This window comes from Ideonella azotifigens (assembly GCF_021043325.1).
Taxonomy (GTDB): Bacteria; Pseudomonadota; Gammaproteobacteria; order Burkholderiales; family Burkholderiaceae_C; genus Ideonella; species Ideonella azotifigens.
The window spans coordinates 601,519-619,298 of the sequence record NZ_JAJNKD010000002.1 but is presented as its reverse complement, the minus strand read 5'-3'; the positions used below and the strand labels follow the sequence as shown (position 1 = coordinate 619,298).

Below are 17,780 nucleotides of genomic sequence, written 5' to 3'. Positions count from 1 at the left end.
GAGGCTTGTTCAGATGCCAGGCGAGGCGCTGAAGGCCAGCGCCGCGACCTGCTCGTCGGCCAGCGCCTGGCCTTCCTTGCGCAGCTGCTGGAACACCGCTTCGCCCAGCGCCGCGCTGGCCAGCGCCGTGGCCTGGCTCACCGAGTCGATCTCGCTGACATGGCGGATCTGCGATTCGCGGGCCACTGCCGCGTCCGCATAGCCCAGCAAACGCGCCGCCAGCGCGTGCTGGCCCTCCATCGCCAGCAGCAGCGAGAGGTGATCCGCATACGAGGGATACCACTCGAAGCGCAGCGCCACCGGCCAGCCGCTGTGCAGCAGCGCGCGCGCCTCGGCACGCCGGTCCAGTCGCAGCAGCGCGGCAGCCAGGTTCATCTGCACCATCATCTTGAAACGGTGTGCGTCGCGCTGGCCTTCCAGGCTGTCCAGCAAACCTTGGCCGGTGCGCACCGCCGCTTCGGCGTCGCCGTTGCTCAGTTCGCCATCGACCAGGTTGAACAGCACCATCGTCGCGTTGCCACCAGCCGCCTGCACCAGCACCAGGTGCTCGCGCAGCAGGCGCAGGCCTTGCGCCGCCGCTGCACCGCCCTGCACCAGGCCCAGCAGGCCCAAGGGCTCGGTGCGCCAGAGCCGGCGGTGCGGCGGCCAGGACGGGTCTTCCAGTGCGGCCAGCTCGGCCAGCATTTCCGGCACCACGGCCTCGGCCGACAGGATCAGCGCGCGGCGCAGCACGTAATGCGACAAGGTGGCGTACAGCAGCCAGCGGTCGGGTTGCTGCGCATGGGACCGGCGCGCGATAGACAGCGCCAGCTCGGCCTCTGCCAGGTCGTTGGCACCGCGGCGGCCGATCATCAGCCGGCAGCGGGCCTGCAGCGCCAAGGCCTCGTCGTCGCCCAGCCGGGCCAGCCAGCCATGACAGCGCGTGACCAACGCCAGCCGCTCCGCCTCCATCACCACCGACATCGTCAGCAGCCAAGTGCTGGCGATCTGCAAGGCGCGGCACGCGTCGCCGGCGGCGTCCAGCCAGGCGAGCGCATCGTGCGCGTTGCCAGCGTCCTGCAGCAGCTGGCGCTCCCAGGCCTGCAGGCCCAGCTCGCCGCTGTGGCTGCGCGCCCATTCGGCCTCGAAATGCGCAGCCACCGCCTCGGCATGGCGCTGCTTCAGCGCCGCGGCCTCGCCTGAAGCCTGCAACTGCTCCTGCGCATAGGCGCGCGGCGAATCCAGCAGCCGGTAGCGCGGCAGGTCGGACATGTCGTGCTGGGCTTCGGCCAGCGCCACCAGCGAGCGGTCCACCAGCTCGCTCAAAGCGTCCACCACACCCCATTCATCGAGACCCGCGGCCTCGGCCTCCGGCCCCGCCTCGGCCACCACGGCCTGCGCCAGCTCCAGCGAGAAGCTGCCGTTGAAGACTGCGAGGCGGCGGAACACCACGGCCTCGCGCTGGGCCAGCAGGCCGTGGCTCCAGGCCAGCGCGGCGCGCAGCGTCTGCTGGCGCGGCGGCGCACTGCGGTTGCGGCTGGCGGTGAGCAGGCGCAGCCGGTCCTGCATCGCGCTGGCCAGGCGCTGCACACTGAGCGTGGGGGCACGCGCGGCAGCCAGCTCGATGGCCAGCGCCTGGCCGTCCAGTGCGCGGCAGATGTCGATCACGTCGGCAGCGTTGGCGTCGGTCAGCGTGAAGCGGGCGTCGGCATTCGCCGCGCGTTCGGCGAACAGCGCCACCGCACTGAAGCCCAGCGCCTGCGCGGCTGGCAGCGGCCCTTGCGGCACCGCCAGCGGGCCAATGCGGTAGACCCGCTCCAGCGGCAGCTTCAGCGGCGCCTGGCTGGTCACCACCAGCTTCAGGCCGGGTGCTGCGTGGACCAGCGCGGCGCAAACCTCGGCCACGGCTTCCAGCAGGTGCTCGGCGTTGTCCAGCGCGATCAGCAGCGACAGCGGCGCCAGCGCGGCGGCCAGCGCGGCCAGCGGCTCGCCAGGGCCAGGCTGCAGGCCGGCGGCGTGGGCAATGGCCCCGGGCAGCGCGGCACCGTCGTCCAGCGTGGCCAGCTCGACCCAGCAGACGCCATGCGCATAGGCCTCGCTGTGGCGCGCCAGCAGGTGCTGGGCCAGCAGCGTCTTGCCCATGCCACCGGCGCCGACGATGCTGACCAGCTCGTGCTGGTCCAGCATCGCGCCGAGTGCCGCCAGGTCTTCTGTGCGGCCGCGCAGAGTTTGCAGCACGCGCGGCAGGTTGGTCGGCAGCGTCTTGGTCTGGGCCTCGGCGGGCTGCGCCGCTGCCACCGGCGCGGGTGCGGCGGCTGTGGGCGCAGGTGCGTCGGCTGGCGCGGTGAAGCGGTAGCCACGGCCAGGGATCGTGGTCACCACGTCGCCGCCCAGCAGCTTGCGCAGTGCATTGACCTGCACCGCAATGTTGTTCTCTTCGACCACCAGCCCGGGCCACACCAGTTCCAGCAGTTCGTGCTTGCTGACCACCCGCTCGCGCCGCTCGGCCAGCGCCAGCAGCAGGTCGAAGGCCCGCGTGCCCAGCTCGGCCGGCTGGCCGGCTTTCAACAACAGCCGCTCGGCAGGGCGGATCTCGAAGCTGGCAAAGCGCAGCGGCGCGCCTGGCGGCGAAGAATCAGGGGGCGTAGGCGACATCGTCACAGCGACCAGCACATCCGAGAGACAGGGTGTCCCTCACCGACGGCGTGCGGCATTCTGCCGGGCCGGCGCGCAGCCCGTTTCCACAAAGCCAAGGACAGGCCACTCCACTGAGCAGCTTTACACGTCCCGGCCAGGCGCGGCTCAAGCAAGTTGGCTCACCTGCACGCCAGTGGCCAGCAGGCCTTGCGCAGCAGCGTGCTCGTGGCCGGCAATGCCCAGCACGCTGGTCAGCAGCACGAAGGTGACGGCCAGCGAAGCGACGGCAGAGAAAAGGCGGGTGGTGGCTTGGGTGTTCATGATGGCTTCCTCGGAACTGTGGGGTGGGCGGGTGGCAACCGTTTCGCGGCTGCTTTCAACGTGGCCTCACTGTCGCCGCCGGCGCCGGTCTGCGTCCTTCAGTGGCCTGAAACGCGCTGAAACCGGCGCTTAAGCGTTTTGAAGCGGCACGTTGAAGGGCGCCCCCAGACCTGCCGCTGCGCGTCAGGCCCCCCGAGGGGGTTGAGAAAACTCGGGAGCGGCCCTTCGTTTTCTCAAGCGGGTTGCAGCGCCAGCGCGATGCTGCGCAGCGCATCGGGCAGCCGGTACTGCAGCGGCTCGCCAGGCGCGCTGTCCAGTGCCAGCATCGCGCGGCGGGCCAGCGCGGCCAGCACTGCGGGCAGGTTCGGCACGTCGGCCAGCGCCGCATGCGTGGGGTCAAAGTGGCCCGTCAACCCGGCCAGGCGGCGCAACACCGCGGCCTGCTGCGGCGCCAGCAGCGCATGGCCAATGTCGAAAATCGCGCGCAGCGTCTGCTGGCGCGCCGCGGGCGCGATGCGGTTGCGCGTGGCGATCAGCAGGCGCAGCCGCTGCTGCAGCGAGGCGGCCAGCTCGGCCACACCGTGCTCCGGCAGGCAGGCGGCGGCCAGTTCCAGCGCCAGCACCTGGCCGTCCAGCGCGCGGCACAACGCGATCACGTCCGCGGCGTTGGCGTCGGTCAGGCTGAAGCGGGGGTCGGCCTGCGCGGCGCGCTCGGCAAACAGCGCCACCGCGGCAAAGCCCTGCGCGCGCGCCGCCGGCAACGGCCCTTGCGGCGCCGCCAGCGGGCCCAGGCGGTACAGGCGCTCCAGCGGCAGCATCAGCGGCACGTGGCTGGTGACGACGATGCGCAGCCCCGGCGCCGCGGCCAACAGCGCCTGGCAGGTACGCGCGGTGGCCTCCAGCCGGTGCTCGGCTGCGTCCAGCGCGATCAGCAGCGACAGCGGGGCCAGCGCGGCGCAGAGCTGCGCCAGCGGGTCGCCCGCTGACAACGGTAGGCCGACCGCGCCGGCGATGGCCTGCACCACGTCGCCCTGCGCGGCCAGCGCGATCCAGCACGCACCATCGGCATGGCGCGGCGCGAGCCTGGCGAGCAAATGCCGGGCAAGCCGTGTCTTGCCCATGCCGCCGGCGGCCACCACGCTGACCAGCGCGTGCTGGTTCAGCAGCGCGGCCAGCGCGGCCAGGTCCTCGCTGCGGCCATGCAGCGGCCCCCGCGGCGGCTTCAGCGCCTGTGGCAGGCACAGGGCCGCGGGGCTGTCAGCCATGCACCGGGGGCCGCCAGCGGCAACAGCCGCCGGCCTCGGCAGGGACTTCCACGACGGAGCGGCTCAGGCGAGCCAGGCCGCGGCAGGCGCCTGGGCCAGCAGGCCGGCCGAGGCCGCCTGCTCGTGCGACGCCAGGCCCAACATGCTGCTGAGCAGCGTGAAGGTCATGGCCAGCGAAGCGACGGCGGAGAACAGGCGGGTGGTGTTGCGGTTGGCGTTCATGGCGGGCTCCAGGGGCGGTTGGGTGGGTGGGTCGATCCGGTGAAGCCCGTCGATCTCGACGCGTTTCAGCATGGACTCGACTGTCGCCCGCCGGGGCCCCCGCCGTCCTTCAGCGGCCTGAAGCCTGGCCTTAAGCCTTCTTAAACGCGCGCCGTGGCGGCTCTCAGATGCCTGCCAGCGCCGCGGCCTGTTCGTCGCCCAGGCTGCGGCCCTCGTCGCGCAGGCGCTGGCACTGCGCTTCACCCAGCGCGGCCAACGCCAGTGCCATCGCGCGTTCGACGGCATCGCTCTCGTTGCCCTGGCGGAACTGGTCCTCGCGGCTCACGGCGGCGTCGGCATAGCCCACCAGCTGCGCCGCCGGCTCGAAGCGGCCTTCCAGCGCCAGCAGCAGCGCAAGATGATCGGCATAGGAGGGGTACCACGTCAGGCGCAACGCCGAGGGCCAGCCCAGCGCCAGCAACTCCCGCGCCTCGGCCAGCCGGCCCGAGCGCAGCAGCGCCACCGCATGGTTCATGCGCACGGCCATCAGCAGGTAGTCGTCGCGCGAACCTTGCACGTCGGCCAGCAAGGCTTCGCCCAGCTGCAGCGCCGCTTCGGTGTCACCGGCCAGCAGTTCGGCGTCGACCAGGTTGGAGCGCAGCAGCAAGGTGTCGGCCCCGGCCTCGTCCTGCAGCCGCCACTGCTGCCGCAGCACGGCCCTGAACGCCAGGCGCTGCGGCATGAGGTCGCGCGGAACGCCCTGGAAAATGCGCCGCGCAGCCGGCCAGCGGGGGTCTTCCAGCGTGCGCAGCTCGGCCAGCAGCTCGGGCGTCACGGTGCCCGCTTCGTCGTCGGCCATCATCCGTCGCACCAGCAGGTTGCCCAGCGCGGCATACAGCAACCAGCGGGTGGCTTCGCTACCCACCTCGGCGGCCAGGCGGCGCGCCAGCGCCAGGGCCTGCCCGGACTTCGCCAGCACGTCGCGGCTGCTCAGCAGACCGGCGGCCCGCGACAAGGTGAACCAGCCCCGCACCTGCAGCGCCAGGTCGTCGATCTGCGGCAGCAGCGTCTCGCAGCTGGCCGCCAGCGCCTGCCGCTCGGCATGGCGCATGTTGGGCAGCGCCAGCAGCCAGCTGATGCCGACCTGCAGCGCGCGCCGCGCGTCGCCGGCCTGCAGCAGCCAGGCCAGGGCGTCCTGCGCATTGCCGCTGTCCTGCAGCAGCTGGCGCGCCCAGGCCTGCAACCCCAGCTCGCCGCTGAAGGCGCGGTCCCACTCCTGCGCAAAGCGCGCGGCCAGCGCGAAGGCATGGCGCTGGCGCAGCGCCTCGAGCTCGCCGGCGGCCTGCAACAACTCGCGGGCGTAGACCTGCGGCGAGTCCAGCAGGCGGTAGCGCGGCAGGCCCTGGCCGTTGTCGTGCTCGTCTTCGATGATGGCCACCAGCGAGCGTTCGACCAGCTCGCCCAGCGCCTCGACCACGTCCCATTCGTCCAGGTCCGCACCTTCCGCCACCACCTGCTGCGCCAGCTCCAGCGAGAAGCTGCCGTGGAACACCGCCAGGCGGCGGAACACCGTCTGCTCACGCGGCGCCAGCAGGCCATGGCTCCAGGCCAGCGCGGCCTGCAGGGTCTGCTGGCGCGGCGGCGCGGCGCGGTTGCGGCCGCCGGTGAGCAGGCGCAGCCGGTCCTGCATGGCGCTGGCCAGGCGCTGCACGCCCAGCGTGGACGCGCGCGCGGCGGCCAGCTCGATGGCCAGCGCCTGGCCGTCCAGCGCGCGGCAGAGTTCGATCACCGCCGCGGCGTTGGCATCGTTCAGCTGGAAGCGTGCATCCGCCGTGGCGGCACGCTCGGCGAACAGCGCCACGGCGCTGAACTCCAGCGCCTGGGCCGCCGGCAGCGGGCCTTGCGGCACGGCCAGTGGGCCGATGCGGTAGACCCGCTCCAGCGGCAGCTTCAGCGGCGCCTGGCTGGTGACCAGCAGCCTGAGCCCGGGGGCCGCGTCCGCCAGCGCCTGGCAGACCCGGGCCACCTCGTCCAGCAGGTGCTCGGCGTTGTCCAGTGCAATCAGCAGCTGCAGCGGCGCCAGGCTGGCCGCCAGCGCGGCCAGCGGCTGGCCTGCACCCAGGCGCAGGCCGGCGGCGTGGGCGATGGCGCCCGGCAGCGCGTTGCCGTCCGTCAAGGTGGCCAGCTCGACCCAGCACACACCGTGCGCATAGGCCTCGCGCCGGCCGGCCAGCAGGTGCTGGGCCAGCAGCGTCTTGCCCATGCCGCCGGCGCCGATGACGCTGACCAGCTCGTGCTGGTCCAGCAGCGCGCCCAGGGCGGCCAGGTCCTCGGTGCGGCCACGCAAGGCCTGCAGTACACGCGGCAGGTTGGTGGGCAGGCGGGCAGGCGCGGGGACGGATGGCCCGACCTCCGCTGTGACAGCCTCGGCAGGCCGCGAGGGGGCGGCGGATTCGCCCAGCGGCGCCGCAGTGAAGCGGTAGCCACGGCCCGGGATGGTGGCCACCACGTCCGGCCCCAGCAGCTTGCGCACGGCATTGACCTGCACCGCAATGTTGTTCTCTTCGACCACCAGCCCGGGCCACACCAGTTCCAGCAGCTCGTGCTTGCTGACCACGCGTTCGCGCCGCTCGGCCAGCGCCAGCAGCAGGTCGAAGGCGCGTGCGCCCAGCTCGGCCGGCTGGCCATCCTTCAGCAACAGGCGCTCTGCGGGCCGGATCTCGAAACGGGTGAAGCTCAGCGGTGCGGTGGGGGAAGCGGGCAGGGCGGACATGGGCGGGAAGGTGGGCGTGGCGCTCATCCGAAGGGTCGGTGCACCCCGCGCTGGCGGCTCGCCGAATTGTGCCGGCTGGCCGGCAGCCGCGCCTCTGCAATCGCGATGACAAATGCAGGCCGGCGGCCGGTTTTACACGCTGGCGAAGCGGCGGCTTGACCCTGCGTCCCAGTTCCTCATGAGAAAACGCCGGGCCGCCCCAAGTTTTCTCATCCCCCTCGGGGGCGGGCTGGCCGCAGCCCGCCCCCAACCTAGCCCACGGAGGCTCACTCGAAACCCGCCGGCCGTTGCGCGGCCACCCCCGCCGCCTGCTCCAGCGCCATGCCCACCTCGGCCAGCCGGCCTTCCTCGAACAGCCGGCCGATCAGCGTAACGCCGTGCGGCACGCGGCGCGGCGGGTTGAACTTCGGCAAGGGCTTCGCCGGGTCCGGCGCCCAGTCGCTGCGGGCTTCGCTGACTTCGGTGAAGCCGGTGCGCAGCGTCAGCGACGGATGGCCGGTGTGGTTGGAGATCGTCAGCATCTCCTCGCGCAGCGAAGGCACCAGCAGCAGGTCCACCTCGGCGAACAGCCGCGCCATTTCCTGCGCCACCATGCGGCGCAGCCGGTCGGCCTGCACGAAGTCCACCGCGGAGAGGAAGCGCGACTGGCGGAAGATGTTGGGCCAGGCGTCCGGCAGCTGCACCTTGAGCTGGTCAATGCGGTGGCTCAGCACCAGTTCCTCGAAGGCCGCGGCGCCTTCGGCAAACAGGATGGTGTTCAGCGCCGCATACGGCCAGTCCGGCAGCGTGACCGGCACGGCCTGCAGGCCCAGCGACTGCAGCGTGGCGAGCGCCTTGCGGTCCACGTCGATGGCCGGCGGCTCGTCCATCCACTTGGCGATGTAGCCGACCTTCAGGCCCTTGACCGAGGCAGTGGCCGAGAAGTCCAGCTTCACCGGCACGCTGGCCACGTCGCCCGGGTCCGGCGCGGAAATGGCCTGCAGCACCAGCATCGCGTCTTCCACCGTGCGCGTCATCGGGCCCAGCTTGTCCAGCGACCAGCACAGCGTCATCGCGCCGCTGCGCGGCACGTGGCCATAGGTCGGCCGCAGCCCGGTCACGCCGCAGCGCATGCTGGGGCTGACGATGCTGCCGCCCGTCTCGCTGCCGATGGCAAAGGCCACCAGGCCGGCGGCCATCGCCGCGCCCGGGCCGGCGCTGGAGCCGGAAGCGCCTTCCTCCAGCAGCCACGGGTTCATGGTCTGGCCGCCGAACCAGATGTCATTGAGCGCCAGCGCGCCCAGGCTGAGCTTGGCCAGCAGCACAGCGCCGGCGGCGTAGAGGTGGCGCACCACGGCGGAGTCCTGCGCCGGCACGCGGTCCTTGTACGGCTCTGCGCCCCAGGTGGTGGCAATGCCGGCGGTGTCCAGCAGGTCCTTCACGCCAAACGGGATGCCGTGCAGCGGGCCACGGTAGTGGCCGGCCGCGATCTCGCGGTCAGCCGCCTTGGCCTGCGCCAGCGCGTGCTCGGCGGTCAAGGTGATGACGGCGCGCAGCTTCGGGTCCAGCCGCTGGATGCGCGCGAGGTAGATGCGCGTCAGCCGCTCCGAGCTGAGCTGCTTGTGCTCGATCCAGCGCGAGAGCTGGCTGACCGGCGCGAACGCGATGTCGGCATCACTGGCCGGCAGCGGCACCGCGCCGGCCTTCGAACGCACGAAACGGTCGTGCGCAGGGCCGGCGGGCTGCGCGCCTGCGCGGATGTGGGCCGGGTGCCAGCGCGAGGCGGGGGCCACGCTGTCGGGAATGGCCAGCGTGTTCGGGCCGGCGCGGCGCTCCATCGTCGAGGGCATGGTGCTGCGCCAGCTCGCGGCGGCCATCTCGCGTTCGGCTGCGCTGAAGCTCACGCGCATCAGCTTCTCGGCCTCGGCGAAGGTGGTCGCCGAGACCTCGGGCCCGACCGGCAGCGCGGTGCCGAAAGCTGGCGGTGCGCCCGGCGGCGCTGCCTCGGCGGGCGCCGGCTCGGCAGCTTGCACGCCAACTGCGGCGGCGGCGCCCAGCACGCCGGCAGGCGCCTGGATCAGGAAGTGGCGGCGTGAGCTCATCGGGATCCTGCAGGTGATGAAGCCAAAAATCATACGGTGGCGGCAACCTCCGGCGACAAAGAAATGTGGCGCGGCCTTTGAACCATTGCCGCGCAACCCGGCATTCACCGGCTCCTCACACACATCAGGAGATGAGCCATGTCCTTGCACTCATTGCGCCCCGTCACGATGACCGCGCTGGCCGCGCTGTGCACCCTCGCCCTCGCCGGCACCGCACAGGCCGCCGGCTACGCGGTGCACAAGCTGGTGTCCGACGGCGCCGTGTCCACCCCGCACGCCGACGCGCACCTGAAGAACACCTGGGGCGTGGCCTTTAATCCGTTCGGCTACGTCTGGGTGGCCAACAACCATGACGGCAGCTCCACGCTGTACGACGGCAACGGCGTGCCGCAAAGCCTGGTGGTCAGCGTGCCGGCGGCCAGCGGCAGCGGCATCGGCTCGCCCACCGGCATCATCTACAACGGCTCCAGCGACTTCATCGTCGGCAACGGCACGCTGACCGGCGCCAGCCGCTTCCTCTTCGCCAGCGAAGACGGCGCGATCACCGGCTGGGCGCCCAATGTCGACCAGGGCCACGCGCTGATCGCCGTCACCAAGCCCGGCGCGATCTACAAGGGCATTGCCCAGGCCGCGACCGGCACTGCCAACCAACTCTACGCGACCGACTTCCACAACAACCGCGTCGACGTCTACGACAAGGCCTTTGCACCGGTCACCACCAGCGGCGGCTTTGTCGACCCGGCGCTGCCCAAGCACTACGCGCCGTTTGGCATCCAGAACATCAACGGCAACCTCTATGTCAGCTACGCCCGCCAGGATGCCGACGCCGAGGACGACGTGGCCGGCAAGGGCAAGGGCTTTGTCAACGTCTTCAACGCCGACGGCAAGCTGCTGCGCCACCTGGTGGCCAAGGAAGGCCTGAACGCGCCCTGGGGCATGGCCATGGCACCGGCCAACTTCGGCGAGCTGAGCAACCGCCTGCTGGTGGCCAACTTCGGCGACGGCACGATCTCCGCCTACGACATCGCCACCGGCGCCTTCATCGGCCAGCTCAGCGCCTCCAGCGGCCAGCCGCTGAAGATCCCCGGCCTGTGGGGCATCCAGTTCGGCAACGGCCTGCAAAGCCAGCCGACCAACACGCTGTTCTTCTCGGCCGGGCCGAACGATGAGGCGGATGGTGTGTACGGCGCCATCACTCCGAAGTAAGGCCTAAAAGCTGTACGAAGCGCCCAGCCACACCAAACTGCGGCGCTGGTCGTATGGCGCCGGGAAAGGGCCACTTTTCCCGGTTGCCAGCCAGGCCAGTTGCCAGGCCAGGCCGGTTTCGGTGTGCAGCACCACGCCGAGCCGGCTGTCCACCCGGCGCGCGTCGTCGCGGCCAAGTTGCTGAAGCAAACCGAGGTGGCCGATCAGTTCCAGTGACGGCAGCAACGGCGTGTGCGCGTCCAGCTCGGCATACAGCGTGCGCTCGCGCCAGCCGAAGTATTCCGGCGAGAAGTACAGGCGCAGGCTCCAGGATGGCGCCAGCAAGCCGGCAAAGGCTTCGCCATGGTTGTAGCGGTCGACGCCGGGAGAGGCTTGCACGGCGTGGCTGTAGCTGCCGCCGGCTTCCCAGCGCAGCGCGTCGTTCAGCGCACGGGCGAAGCCTGCGTAGCCCTGCAGCCCGGCCTGGCGCTGCCCCGGCTGCAACTCGATGCTGGTCAGGCTGAGGCCGGCATAGGCGCCGCTGGCGTCGTCCAGCGACAGCGAGAGCCGCGCCCCCGGCCGCTCGCGGCTCAGCGAGACGCCGCGAAAGCGATAGTCCGACATCAGCTCGATGCTGCCGCCCAGCTGCTGCGCGCTCGCAGCGGCACACAGCCACAGCGCCGCTGCGCCGACCAGGGCGCGCAGCAAGGCGGCTGGGAATCCGGCCCGCACGCTTCAGCGTTGCAAGGCGGTGACCGCCGTCGCGTCCAGCGGCAGCGCACAGGCACAGCGGCGGGGCCCGGCCGCATGCAGCAGCGTGGCGCAGGTGTCGATGCCGCCTGCGGCGTCTCGCACCAGCCCCGGCACCGGGCCTCTGGCCTTCAGCTCCCGCAGCAGCGCGACCAGCCCCGCCACATGGGCAGACGCATACGAACTTCCCGACGCCAGCGCCCAGCGCGCGCCGGGCACCGGCACCATCACGTCCCGGCCCGGGGCGCTGAGCGCGCCCGCAGTCGGCAGGTCGGCCACCGCCAGCACGCCGGCATGCGAAGCCGGAAAACCGCCGCCAGGCAGCGTCGGGTCCATGGCCGCGACCACGGCAATGCCTTGCTGCAGCGCCGTGTCCAGCAGCAGCGCCAGCAGCCGGTCCGACGGGCCACCCAGGCTCATGTTGATGACCGCCACCTTCTGGCTCAGCGCGGCGTACAGCGCCCGCGCCAGGCCCAGGCTGTTGCACAGCGTGGCGCCATCGCGTGCCTGCCAGCAGGCGCGCAGGCTCAAGATCTGAGCCTGCGGCGCGACACCGGCCATGCCCACGTGGTTGTCCGCCAGCGCCGCGATGATGCCGGCCACCGCGGTGCCGTGGCGCTCGGCCGCCGAGGCATGACCATCGACGAAGTTCTCGCTCTGCACCACCTGCCCCACCAGGTCCGGGTGCGTGGTGTCCACCGCGCTGTCCACCACCGCCACGCGCACCTGGCGCCCGGTGGCCAGCTCGTGCAGCTCGGCCAGGCGCCAGGCCGCGGCGGCGGGCTGCGCGGTGTAGAGCGGATCATCGTGTTGCAACGCGGCGTGCGGCGCAAGGTTGGCGGTGCCTTGCTGGCCGCGGTAGAGGTGCATCGGCTGGGCCCAGGCCACGCGGGCGTCGCGCGAGAGTTCGTCGGCCACCTGCTCGGGCGTGGCCGGGGCCGGCACCGCGAGCACGAAGCAGTCCAGCCCCACGGCCGGCATCGGCCATTGGGTGACGACCCGCAGGCCGTGCGCACGTGCCAGTTCGTCTGCCAGCCGGTGCCGCGCCAGGCTGCCATTGCCGCCGCTGTAGCCGCCGGCATAGGCCCCATCGGGCCGGTAGTGCGGCGGCGGCTGTTGCAGCATCACCAGCACCTGCGGCGCGGCCTCGTCGCCCTCTGCGGCGGGCTCGTCCCGCGCCAGTGCCAGCAGGCACATCAGCAGGCCGGCCAGCAGCGTCAGCAGCCGGGCGGTGTTCATGGCGCACCGCCGGCGTCCAGCGATTCGGCCAGCGTCACGCCCGGCAACTGCCGCAGCCGAGCCAGCGCCTCGGCATTGGCCACCGGCAGTGCCAGCAGGTAGAGCTGGGTGGCCGTCGGCCCGCCAACCAGCTTCGCGCCGCTGTCGCTCAAGGCGGCGCGGATCTGCGCCTCGGTGGTGTCGGCCCGGAACTTCACGACCGCGTTGGCCGCCACACCGGCACTGCCCAGCCCGCGGTAGCTCGGCTCGGTTTCGTGCTGCCACAGCACCGGCAGCACGGCCACGCCGGCCAGCACCGCCGCCAGCGAACCCCAGGCCGCCCAACGCCCGCGAGTGGCTTGCGGCCGACGCGGTGGGTTTGCCGCAAGTTGCTGGCGCAGTGCCGCCAAGCCTTGGTTGACGTTGCCGGTTGGCGAAGCGGATTCCGCCTGCAAAGCAGCCAGTTGCCGCTCCTCGGCCAGCGCCGCGCGGCAGCGGGCGCAGCCGGCCAGGTGCGCGTCGATCTGCGCACGCTCAACCGCGTCCAGGCTGCCGCCCAGGTACCACGGCAGCAGCACCAGCACGTCGGCATGGCCGCCAGGATCCAGGGGTACAACCTTCACAGCCAATCCTCCTTGCCACCAGGCAACAGCGCACGCAGCCGTCTGCGTGCATAGAACATGCGGGTCTTCACCGTGCCAACCGGGCAATCCGCGATGTCTGCGATCTCGCGGTAGCCCAGGCCGTGGAAATACGTCAGGTCCACCACCGCGCGGTGCTCGGGCGACAGCTCGGCCAGCGCGCGCTGCAGGTCGCGCTGCAACTGCGACGAGGCGAGCTGCTGCTCCGGCCCGTCGCCCGGCTCGGTGCGCGTGTCCTGCGCGTCGTCCGCCTGCGGCTCGTCGAAGCGCTGCAGCGCCTTCAACCCCTTGCGGTAGGCAATGCCGAAGATCCAGGTCGAGACCTTGCTGAGCCCGTTGTAGCTGTCCGCACGGTGCCACACCACCAGGAAGGTGTCGTTCAGCGCCTCGTCCACCAGCCCCGGCTGGTGCGTCATGCGGCCCAGGAAGCGCTGCAGCCGCGGGTGATAGGCGCGGTACAGGTCTTCCAGCGCACGCTGCTCCCCGGCCGCGATGCGCGCCACCAGCCGGCGCTCGCGCGCTTCCGGGCTGTCGGGAGAAGTGTCGCCACCCAGCAGGCTGCGCGCTTGCCGGGCCACGCTGTCGAGCAGGCTCAAGGTCGGGTTTCCTTTTGGTTCCCGGTGTATCCCGGGCCGCTGGCAAAAGGTTCAACCAGCACGGAAATTGTTTTGAGGGATGGACAGGCCAGGGCCGGCCCGCCGGTCATCCCGCTCGCATAGACTCGCCGCCCAAGAACATACCTGAGGGAGATCGGCTGGCATGCAGCTGAGCACGGAAGGGGTGCTGGCGCTGGCACCGGATGACGCTTCGGCCAAGGCCGCGCGTGGCCTGGTGCTGCCGGCCAAGTGGCCGCTGCTGGGCGCCAACGAGGCTGCGGCCTGGGGCGAGTGCCAGGGCAGTGGCAGCAAGCCGTACCAGACCCAGGTGGACCTGGGCGGGCCGGCCTTTCGCTGCAGCTGCCCCAGCCGCAAGTTCCCCTGCAAGCATGGCCTGGCGTTGCTGTTGCTGCGCGCGCAGGACGCGTCCCGCTTCACGGCCACCGAGCCGCCTGCCTGGGTCGCCGAATGGCTGGCCTCGCGCGGCGAGAAGGCGCAGAAGAAGGAAGAGCGCCAGCAAGACAAGGCGGCCACCGCTGCGCCAGCCGACCCGCAAGCCGCCGCCAGGCGCGAAGACCAGCGCTGGCAGCGCATCACCGCGGCCGGCCAGGAGCTGCAGCGCTGGCTGGCCGATCAATTGGCCGCCGGCCTGGGTGCGTTGAACGACGAACGCCTGCGTGGCTGGCAGACCATGGCAGCGCGCATGGTGGACGCGCAGGCGCCCGGCCTGGGCTTGGGGGTGCGCGAAGCCGCGGCCGGCGTGCGCGATGGCGCCGACTGGCCCGAGCGCACGCTGCAGCGTTTCGGTCTGCTGCAGCTGCTCTGCGAAGCGCTGCAGCGCCGCGAGACCTTGCCCGAACCCGTGCAGGCCGACCTGCGCAGCGCCCTGGGCTGGCCGCAGGACAAGGCCGAGGTGCTGGCGCAAGGCGAGGCCGTGGCCGACCGCTGGACGGTGCTGGGCATGGTGATGGCAGAACGCGAGGACAAGCTCAGCGAACGCCGCGTCTGGCTGCATGGGCAGCAGAGCGGCCGGCGGGCGTGGCTGCTGGACCATGCGTTTGGCGGCCGAGGCTTCGAGCAGGCCTGGCTGGGTGGCTGCAGCGTGCAGGCCACGCTGCGCTTTTTCCCCGGCGCCAGCCGGCTGCGGGCGCTGAGCGCCGAGGCGCCCACTGCCGCCGCTGCGCCGGTCTGGCCGCAGGTGACGCTGGCCGACGAGTGGCGGCGCATCGCCCAGCGCATCTCGGCCTGCCCGTGGGTCGGCCTGCAGCCGCTGGTGCTGCCGGGCGCGGTGCTGCTGCGCCAGGGCGAGCAATGGCTGGCGGTGGCCGATGGCCGCGCATTGCCGCTGCAGCTCGGCGCGGCCGATGCCTGGCTGCTGCTTGCGGCCAGCGGCGGCCGGCCGCTGCAGCTGATGGGCGAATGGGACGGCCATCTGCTGGCACCGCTCACCGCCTGGACCGAAGGGGCCGCCGCGCCTTGCTGGCAGCGAGGTGCGACATGAGTGTCTGGACGCCCTTGTTGCCGCAGGCCATGGTCGGCACGGACCGGCAGGCGCAGGCCTTGCCGACCTGGCCCGGCGAGGTCGGCGCGCTGGTGGCTGCATCGGCCACCTCAGGCCAGCCCGCGACCGACCTGCTGCGCGCGGCCACGGTGCTCGCGGTCTGCAGCCTGGCGGGTGCACAAGGTGCGACATGGACCCAGCCGCTGCCGGCCTCTGCACCAGAAGACCATTTGCCCACGCTGCCACCCGGCCCAGTGCAAAGCGCGCTGGTCTGGACGCTGCAGGAAGGCCCGGCCTCGCTGCAGCAACAGGCCTTCGCCGCGTTGGCACATGCAGGGCTGCGGCTGCCGACCGGCCTGTTGCCGCAGGCGCTCGCGCTGGGCCGGCGCTCGCTGGCGCTGCGGCCGCTGCTGCTGCCGGTGCTGGGCGAACGCGGGCTGTGGCTGGCGGCGCAGAACGAGGAATGGCGGCATGTGGGCGGCGTCAGCGCCGAAGCGGCGGACGAAGCGCGCTGGCAGGAAGGCAGCTTCGAGCAGCGCCGCGCCTTCCTGCGCCAGGAACGAGCGGCCGACCCCGCCGCTGCACGCGAACGACTGCAAGCCGCGCTGACCGAATTGCCGGCGCAGGAGCGCGCGGATTTGCTGACGGTGCTGGCCGACGGCCTGGGGGCCGACGACGAACCGCTGCTGGACAGCCTGCGCGCCGACCGCAGCCGCGAGGTGCGCCAGGCCGCGCTCGCGCTGCTGCTGCGCCTGCCGAACGCCGCCCACCCAACCCGCGCCGCCGCCCGCATGGCCGCGCTGCTGAAGCAGGAACGTGCACTGCTGCGCAAACGCTGGACCGTCGACGCGCCAACCGAGCTGCCGGCAGATGCCAAGGCTGACAACCTGGACACGCCTCGGCCCAAGAACGACACGTTGGGCGAACGCGCCTGGTGGCTTTACCAGTTGGTGCGCCAGGTGCCGCTCGCCTGGTGGACCACGCACACGGACATGGACGCCGCCGAGCTGCTGGCTTGGGGCCTTGGCACCGACTGGGCCGAAGCGCTGCTGCGCGGCTGGCGCGACGTGCTGTTCGCCGCGCCCGAAGCTGCCTGGTGCGAAGCCTTGCTGGACCGCTGGCCAGCCGTCTCGCTGCGCGACGACCCGGCCAGCGTGCTGGCCCTGCTGCCGCTGGCCGCACGCGAGCGTCACTGGCTCAGGCGCCTGCAGGCCAACGAGCTGGGCGGCTTGTTGACGGTCGTGCAACAGGTGCTGGCGGCGAACCCGCCGGGCCAGTCGCTCTCGCCAACGCTGTCCGCCGCCCTCGTCACTGCGCTGCTGCCGCGCCTGCAAGGCCAGGCGCTGCGCGACGACTACGCGCTGCGCGCCCTGCTGCCCGAGCTGTGCTGCGCGCTGCACCAGGATGCCTTGCCAGCGCTGGCCCAGGTGCCTCGCCAGGCAGACGAAACCCCTTCCATTGCCCAGGCGCTGCAGACCATGATGCAAGTCATCGCCGCGCGCCAGGCCTTCCATTCCTTGACCCGGACCTGAACATGACCGCCACGACCGCACAGGTGATGCGCCAGCACGCCGAACAGCAGTTCGCCGAAGAGCTGGCCGAGCTGGCCAAGGCCGACGACCGCGCCCGACCCGAGAACTGGGCGCTGTCGCCCTGGGCCGTCGTGCGCTACCTGATGGGCGGCACGCTGGACAACGGCTTTGCCGTCAGCCCCAAGTACATCGGCAGCCCGCGGCTGATGGAGATTGCCGTGGCCACGCTGGCGACCGACCGCGCGCTGCTGCTCTACGGCGTGCCGGGCACCGCCAAGTCCTGGGTCTCGGAGCACCTGGCCGCGGCCATCAGCGGCGACTCCACGCTGCTGATCCAGGGCACCGCCGGCACCAGCGAAGAGCAGCTGCGCTACGGCTGGAACTACGCCCAGCTGCTGGCCAACGGCCCGTCGGAAAAGGCGCTGGTGCCCAGCCCGATGATGCAGGCCATGCGCCTGGGCAAGATCGCCCGCGTCGAGGAGCTCACGCGCATTCCGGCCGACGTGCAGGACAGCCTGATCACCGTGCTGTCGGAAAAGACGCTGCCCATCCCCGAGCTGGCCAGCGAGGTGCAGGCGGTGCGCGGCTTCAGCGTGATCGCCACCGCGAACAACCGCGACAAGGGCGTCAACGAACTCTCGGCCGCGCTGAAGCGGCGCTTCAACACCGTCGTGCTGCCGGTGCCGGCCAGCGAGGAAGACGAGGTGGCCATCGTCGTCAAGCGCGTGGCCGAGATGGGCCGCGCGCTGCAGCTGCCGGCCGAGCCGCCGGCGCTGAAGGAAGTGCGCCGCATCGTGCAGATCTTCCGCGAGCTTCGCAATGGCAAGACCGAGGACGGCAAGACGCAGATCAAGTCGCCCACGTCCACGCTGTCCACCGCCGAGGCGATCTCGGTGATCAACAGCGGCCTGGCGCTGGCCGGCCACTTCGGCGACGGCGTGCTGCGCCCGCACGACATGGCCGCCGGCCTGATCGGCGCCGTGGTGAAGGACCCGGTGCAGGACAGCGTGGTGTGGAACGAGTACCTGGAGACGGTGATGAAGGAGCGGGCGGACTGGAAGGACCTGTACCGCGCGTTCCGGGACGTTTCCTGACTTCCC

General features: G+C 71.8%; 14 protein-coding genes. 4 read left to right on the top strand and 10 right to left on the bottom strand.

Annotated features, from left to right (window positions below; genetic code table 11):
• Positions 1–9: 9 nt before the first annotated feature.
• From LRH25_RS07455 to LRH25_RS07430, 6 genes are all read right to left on the bottom strand, one after another.
• Positions 10–2,634 (bottom strand): ATP-binding protein, encoded by a 2,625-nt coding sequence (locus LRH25_RS07455; protein WP_231010586.1) that lies wholly within the window; start codon positions 2,632–2,634, stop codon positions 10–12.
• A gap of 147 nt (positions 2,635–2,781) precedes the next feature.
• The gene (locus LRH25_RS07450) at positions 2,782–2,937 is read right to left on the bottom strand and encodes a hypothetical protein (protein ID WP_231010585.1); all 156 of its coding nucleotides are present in this window, start codon (positions 2,935–2,937) and stop codon (positions 2,782–2,784) included.
• Between the two features lie 233 nt (positions 2,938–3,170).
• Entirely contained in the window at positions 3,171–4,202 is a 1,032-nt protein-coding gene (locus tag LRH25_RS07445; protein ID WP_231010584.1) for an ATP-binding protein, read from the bottom strand.
• Between the two features lie 63 nt (positions 4,203–4,265).
• A complete protein-coding gene (locus tag LRH25_RS07440; RefSeq protein ID WP_231010583.1) occupies positions 4,266–4,424 on the bottom strand; it encodes a hypothetical protein in 159 nt (52 codons plus the stop codon).
• Positions 4,425–4,587: 163 nt separating this feature from the next.
• A complete protein-coding gene (locus tag LRH25_RS07435; RefSeq protein ID WP_231010582.1) occupies positions 4,588–7,176 on the bottom strand; it encodes an ATP-binding protein in 2,589 nt (862 codons plus the stop codon).
• A gap of 266 nt (positions 7,177–7,442) precedes the next feature.
• Positions 7,443–9,257, bottom strand: coding sequence for an amidase (locus LRH25_RS07430; RefSeq protein WP_231010581.1), 1,815 nt, complete (start codon positions 9,255–9,257; stop codon positions 7,443–7,445).
• Positions 9,258–9,395: 138 nt separating this feature from the next.
• On the opposite strand from LRH25_RS07430, the gene LRH25_RS07425 reads away from it, so the two are divergent.
• Complete coding sequence (locus LRH25_RS07425; RefSeq protein ID WP_141291681.1) at positions 9,396–10,463, top strand: TIGR03118 family protein; 1,068 nt, start codon at positions 9,396–9,398, stop codon at positions 10,461–10,463.
• 3 nt (positions 10,464–10,466) lie between these two features.
• Here the strand turns inward: LRH25_RS07425 and LRH25_RS07420 are convergent, their stop codons facing one another.
• The 4 genes from LRH25_RS07420 to LRH25_RS07405 are packed head-to-tail and all read right to left on the bottom strand — an operon-like array spanning position 10,467 to position 13,647.
• Positions 10,467–11,150 (bottom strand): TorF family putative porin, encoded by a 684-nt coding sequence (locus tag LRH25_RS07420; RefSeq protein WP_231010580.1) that lies wholly within the window; start codon positions 11,148–11,150, stop codon positions 10,467–10,469.
• A 27-nt stretch (positions 11,151–11,177) separates the two neighbouring features.
• Positions 11,178–12,431: a S8 family peptidase gene (locus tag LRH25_RS07415; RefSeq protein WP_231010579.1), complete on the bottom strand. Its 1,254-nt coding sequence runs from the start codon at positions 12,429–12,431 to the stop codon at positions 11,178–11,180.
• Positions 12,428–13,033, bottom strand: coding sequence for a zf-HC2 domain-containing protein (locus LRH25_RS07410; RefSeq protein WP_231010578.1), 606 nt, complete (start codon positions 13,031–13,033; stop codon positions 12,428–12,430). Before LRH25_RS07410 ends, LRH25_RS07415 begins: the two co-directional genes overlap by 4 nt.
• Positions 13,030–13,647, bottom strand: a complete 618-nt coding sequence (locus LRH25_RS07405) for an RNA polymerase sigma factor (protein WP_231010577.1) — start codon at positions 13,645–13,647, stop codon at positions 13,030–13,032. The genes LRH25_RS07410 and LRH25_RS07405 overlap by 4 nt, the downstream gene beginning before the upstream one ends.
• 163 nt (positions 13,648–13,810) lie before the next feature.
• Between LRH25_RS07405 and LRH25_RS07400 the strand changes: the two genes are divergently transcribed.
• Genes LRH25_RS07400 through LRH25_RS07390 form a run of 3 tightly spaced genes read left to right on the top strand, consistent with a single transcriptional unit; the run spans position 13,811 to position 17,774 of the window.
• Entirely contained in the window at positions 13,811–15,148 is a 1,338-nt protein-coding gene (locus tag LRH25_RS07400; RefSeq protein ID WP_231010576.1) for an SWIM zinc finger family protein, read from the top strand.
• Complete coding sequence (locus LRH25_RS07395) at positions 15,145–16,680, top strand: DUF5691 domain-containing protein (RefSeq protein ID WP_231010575.1); 1,536 nt, start codon at positions 15,145–15,147, stop codon at positions 16,678–16,680. The genes LRH25_RS07400 and LRH25_RS07395 overlap by 4 nt, the downstream gene beginning before the upstream one ends.
• Positions 16,681–16,682: 2 nt before the next feature.
• Entirely contained in the window at positions 16,683–17,774 is a 1,092-nt protein-coding gene (locus LRH25_RS07390; protein WP_141291532.1) for an ATP-binding protein, read from the top strand.
• The last annotated feature ends 6 nt before the right edge of the window (positions 17,775–17,780 follow it).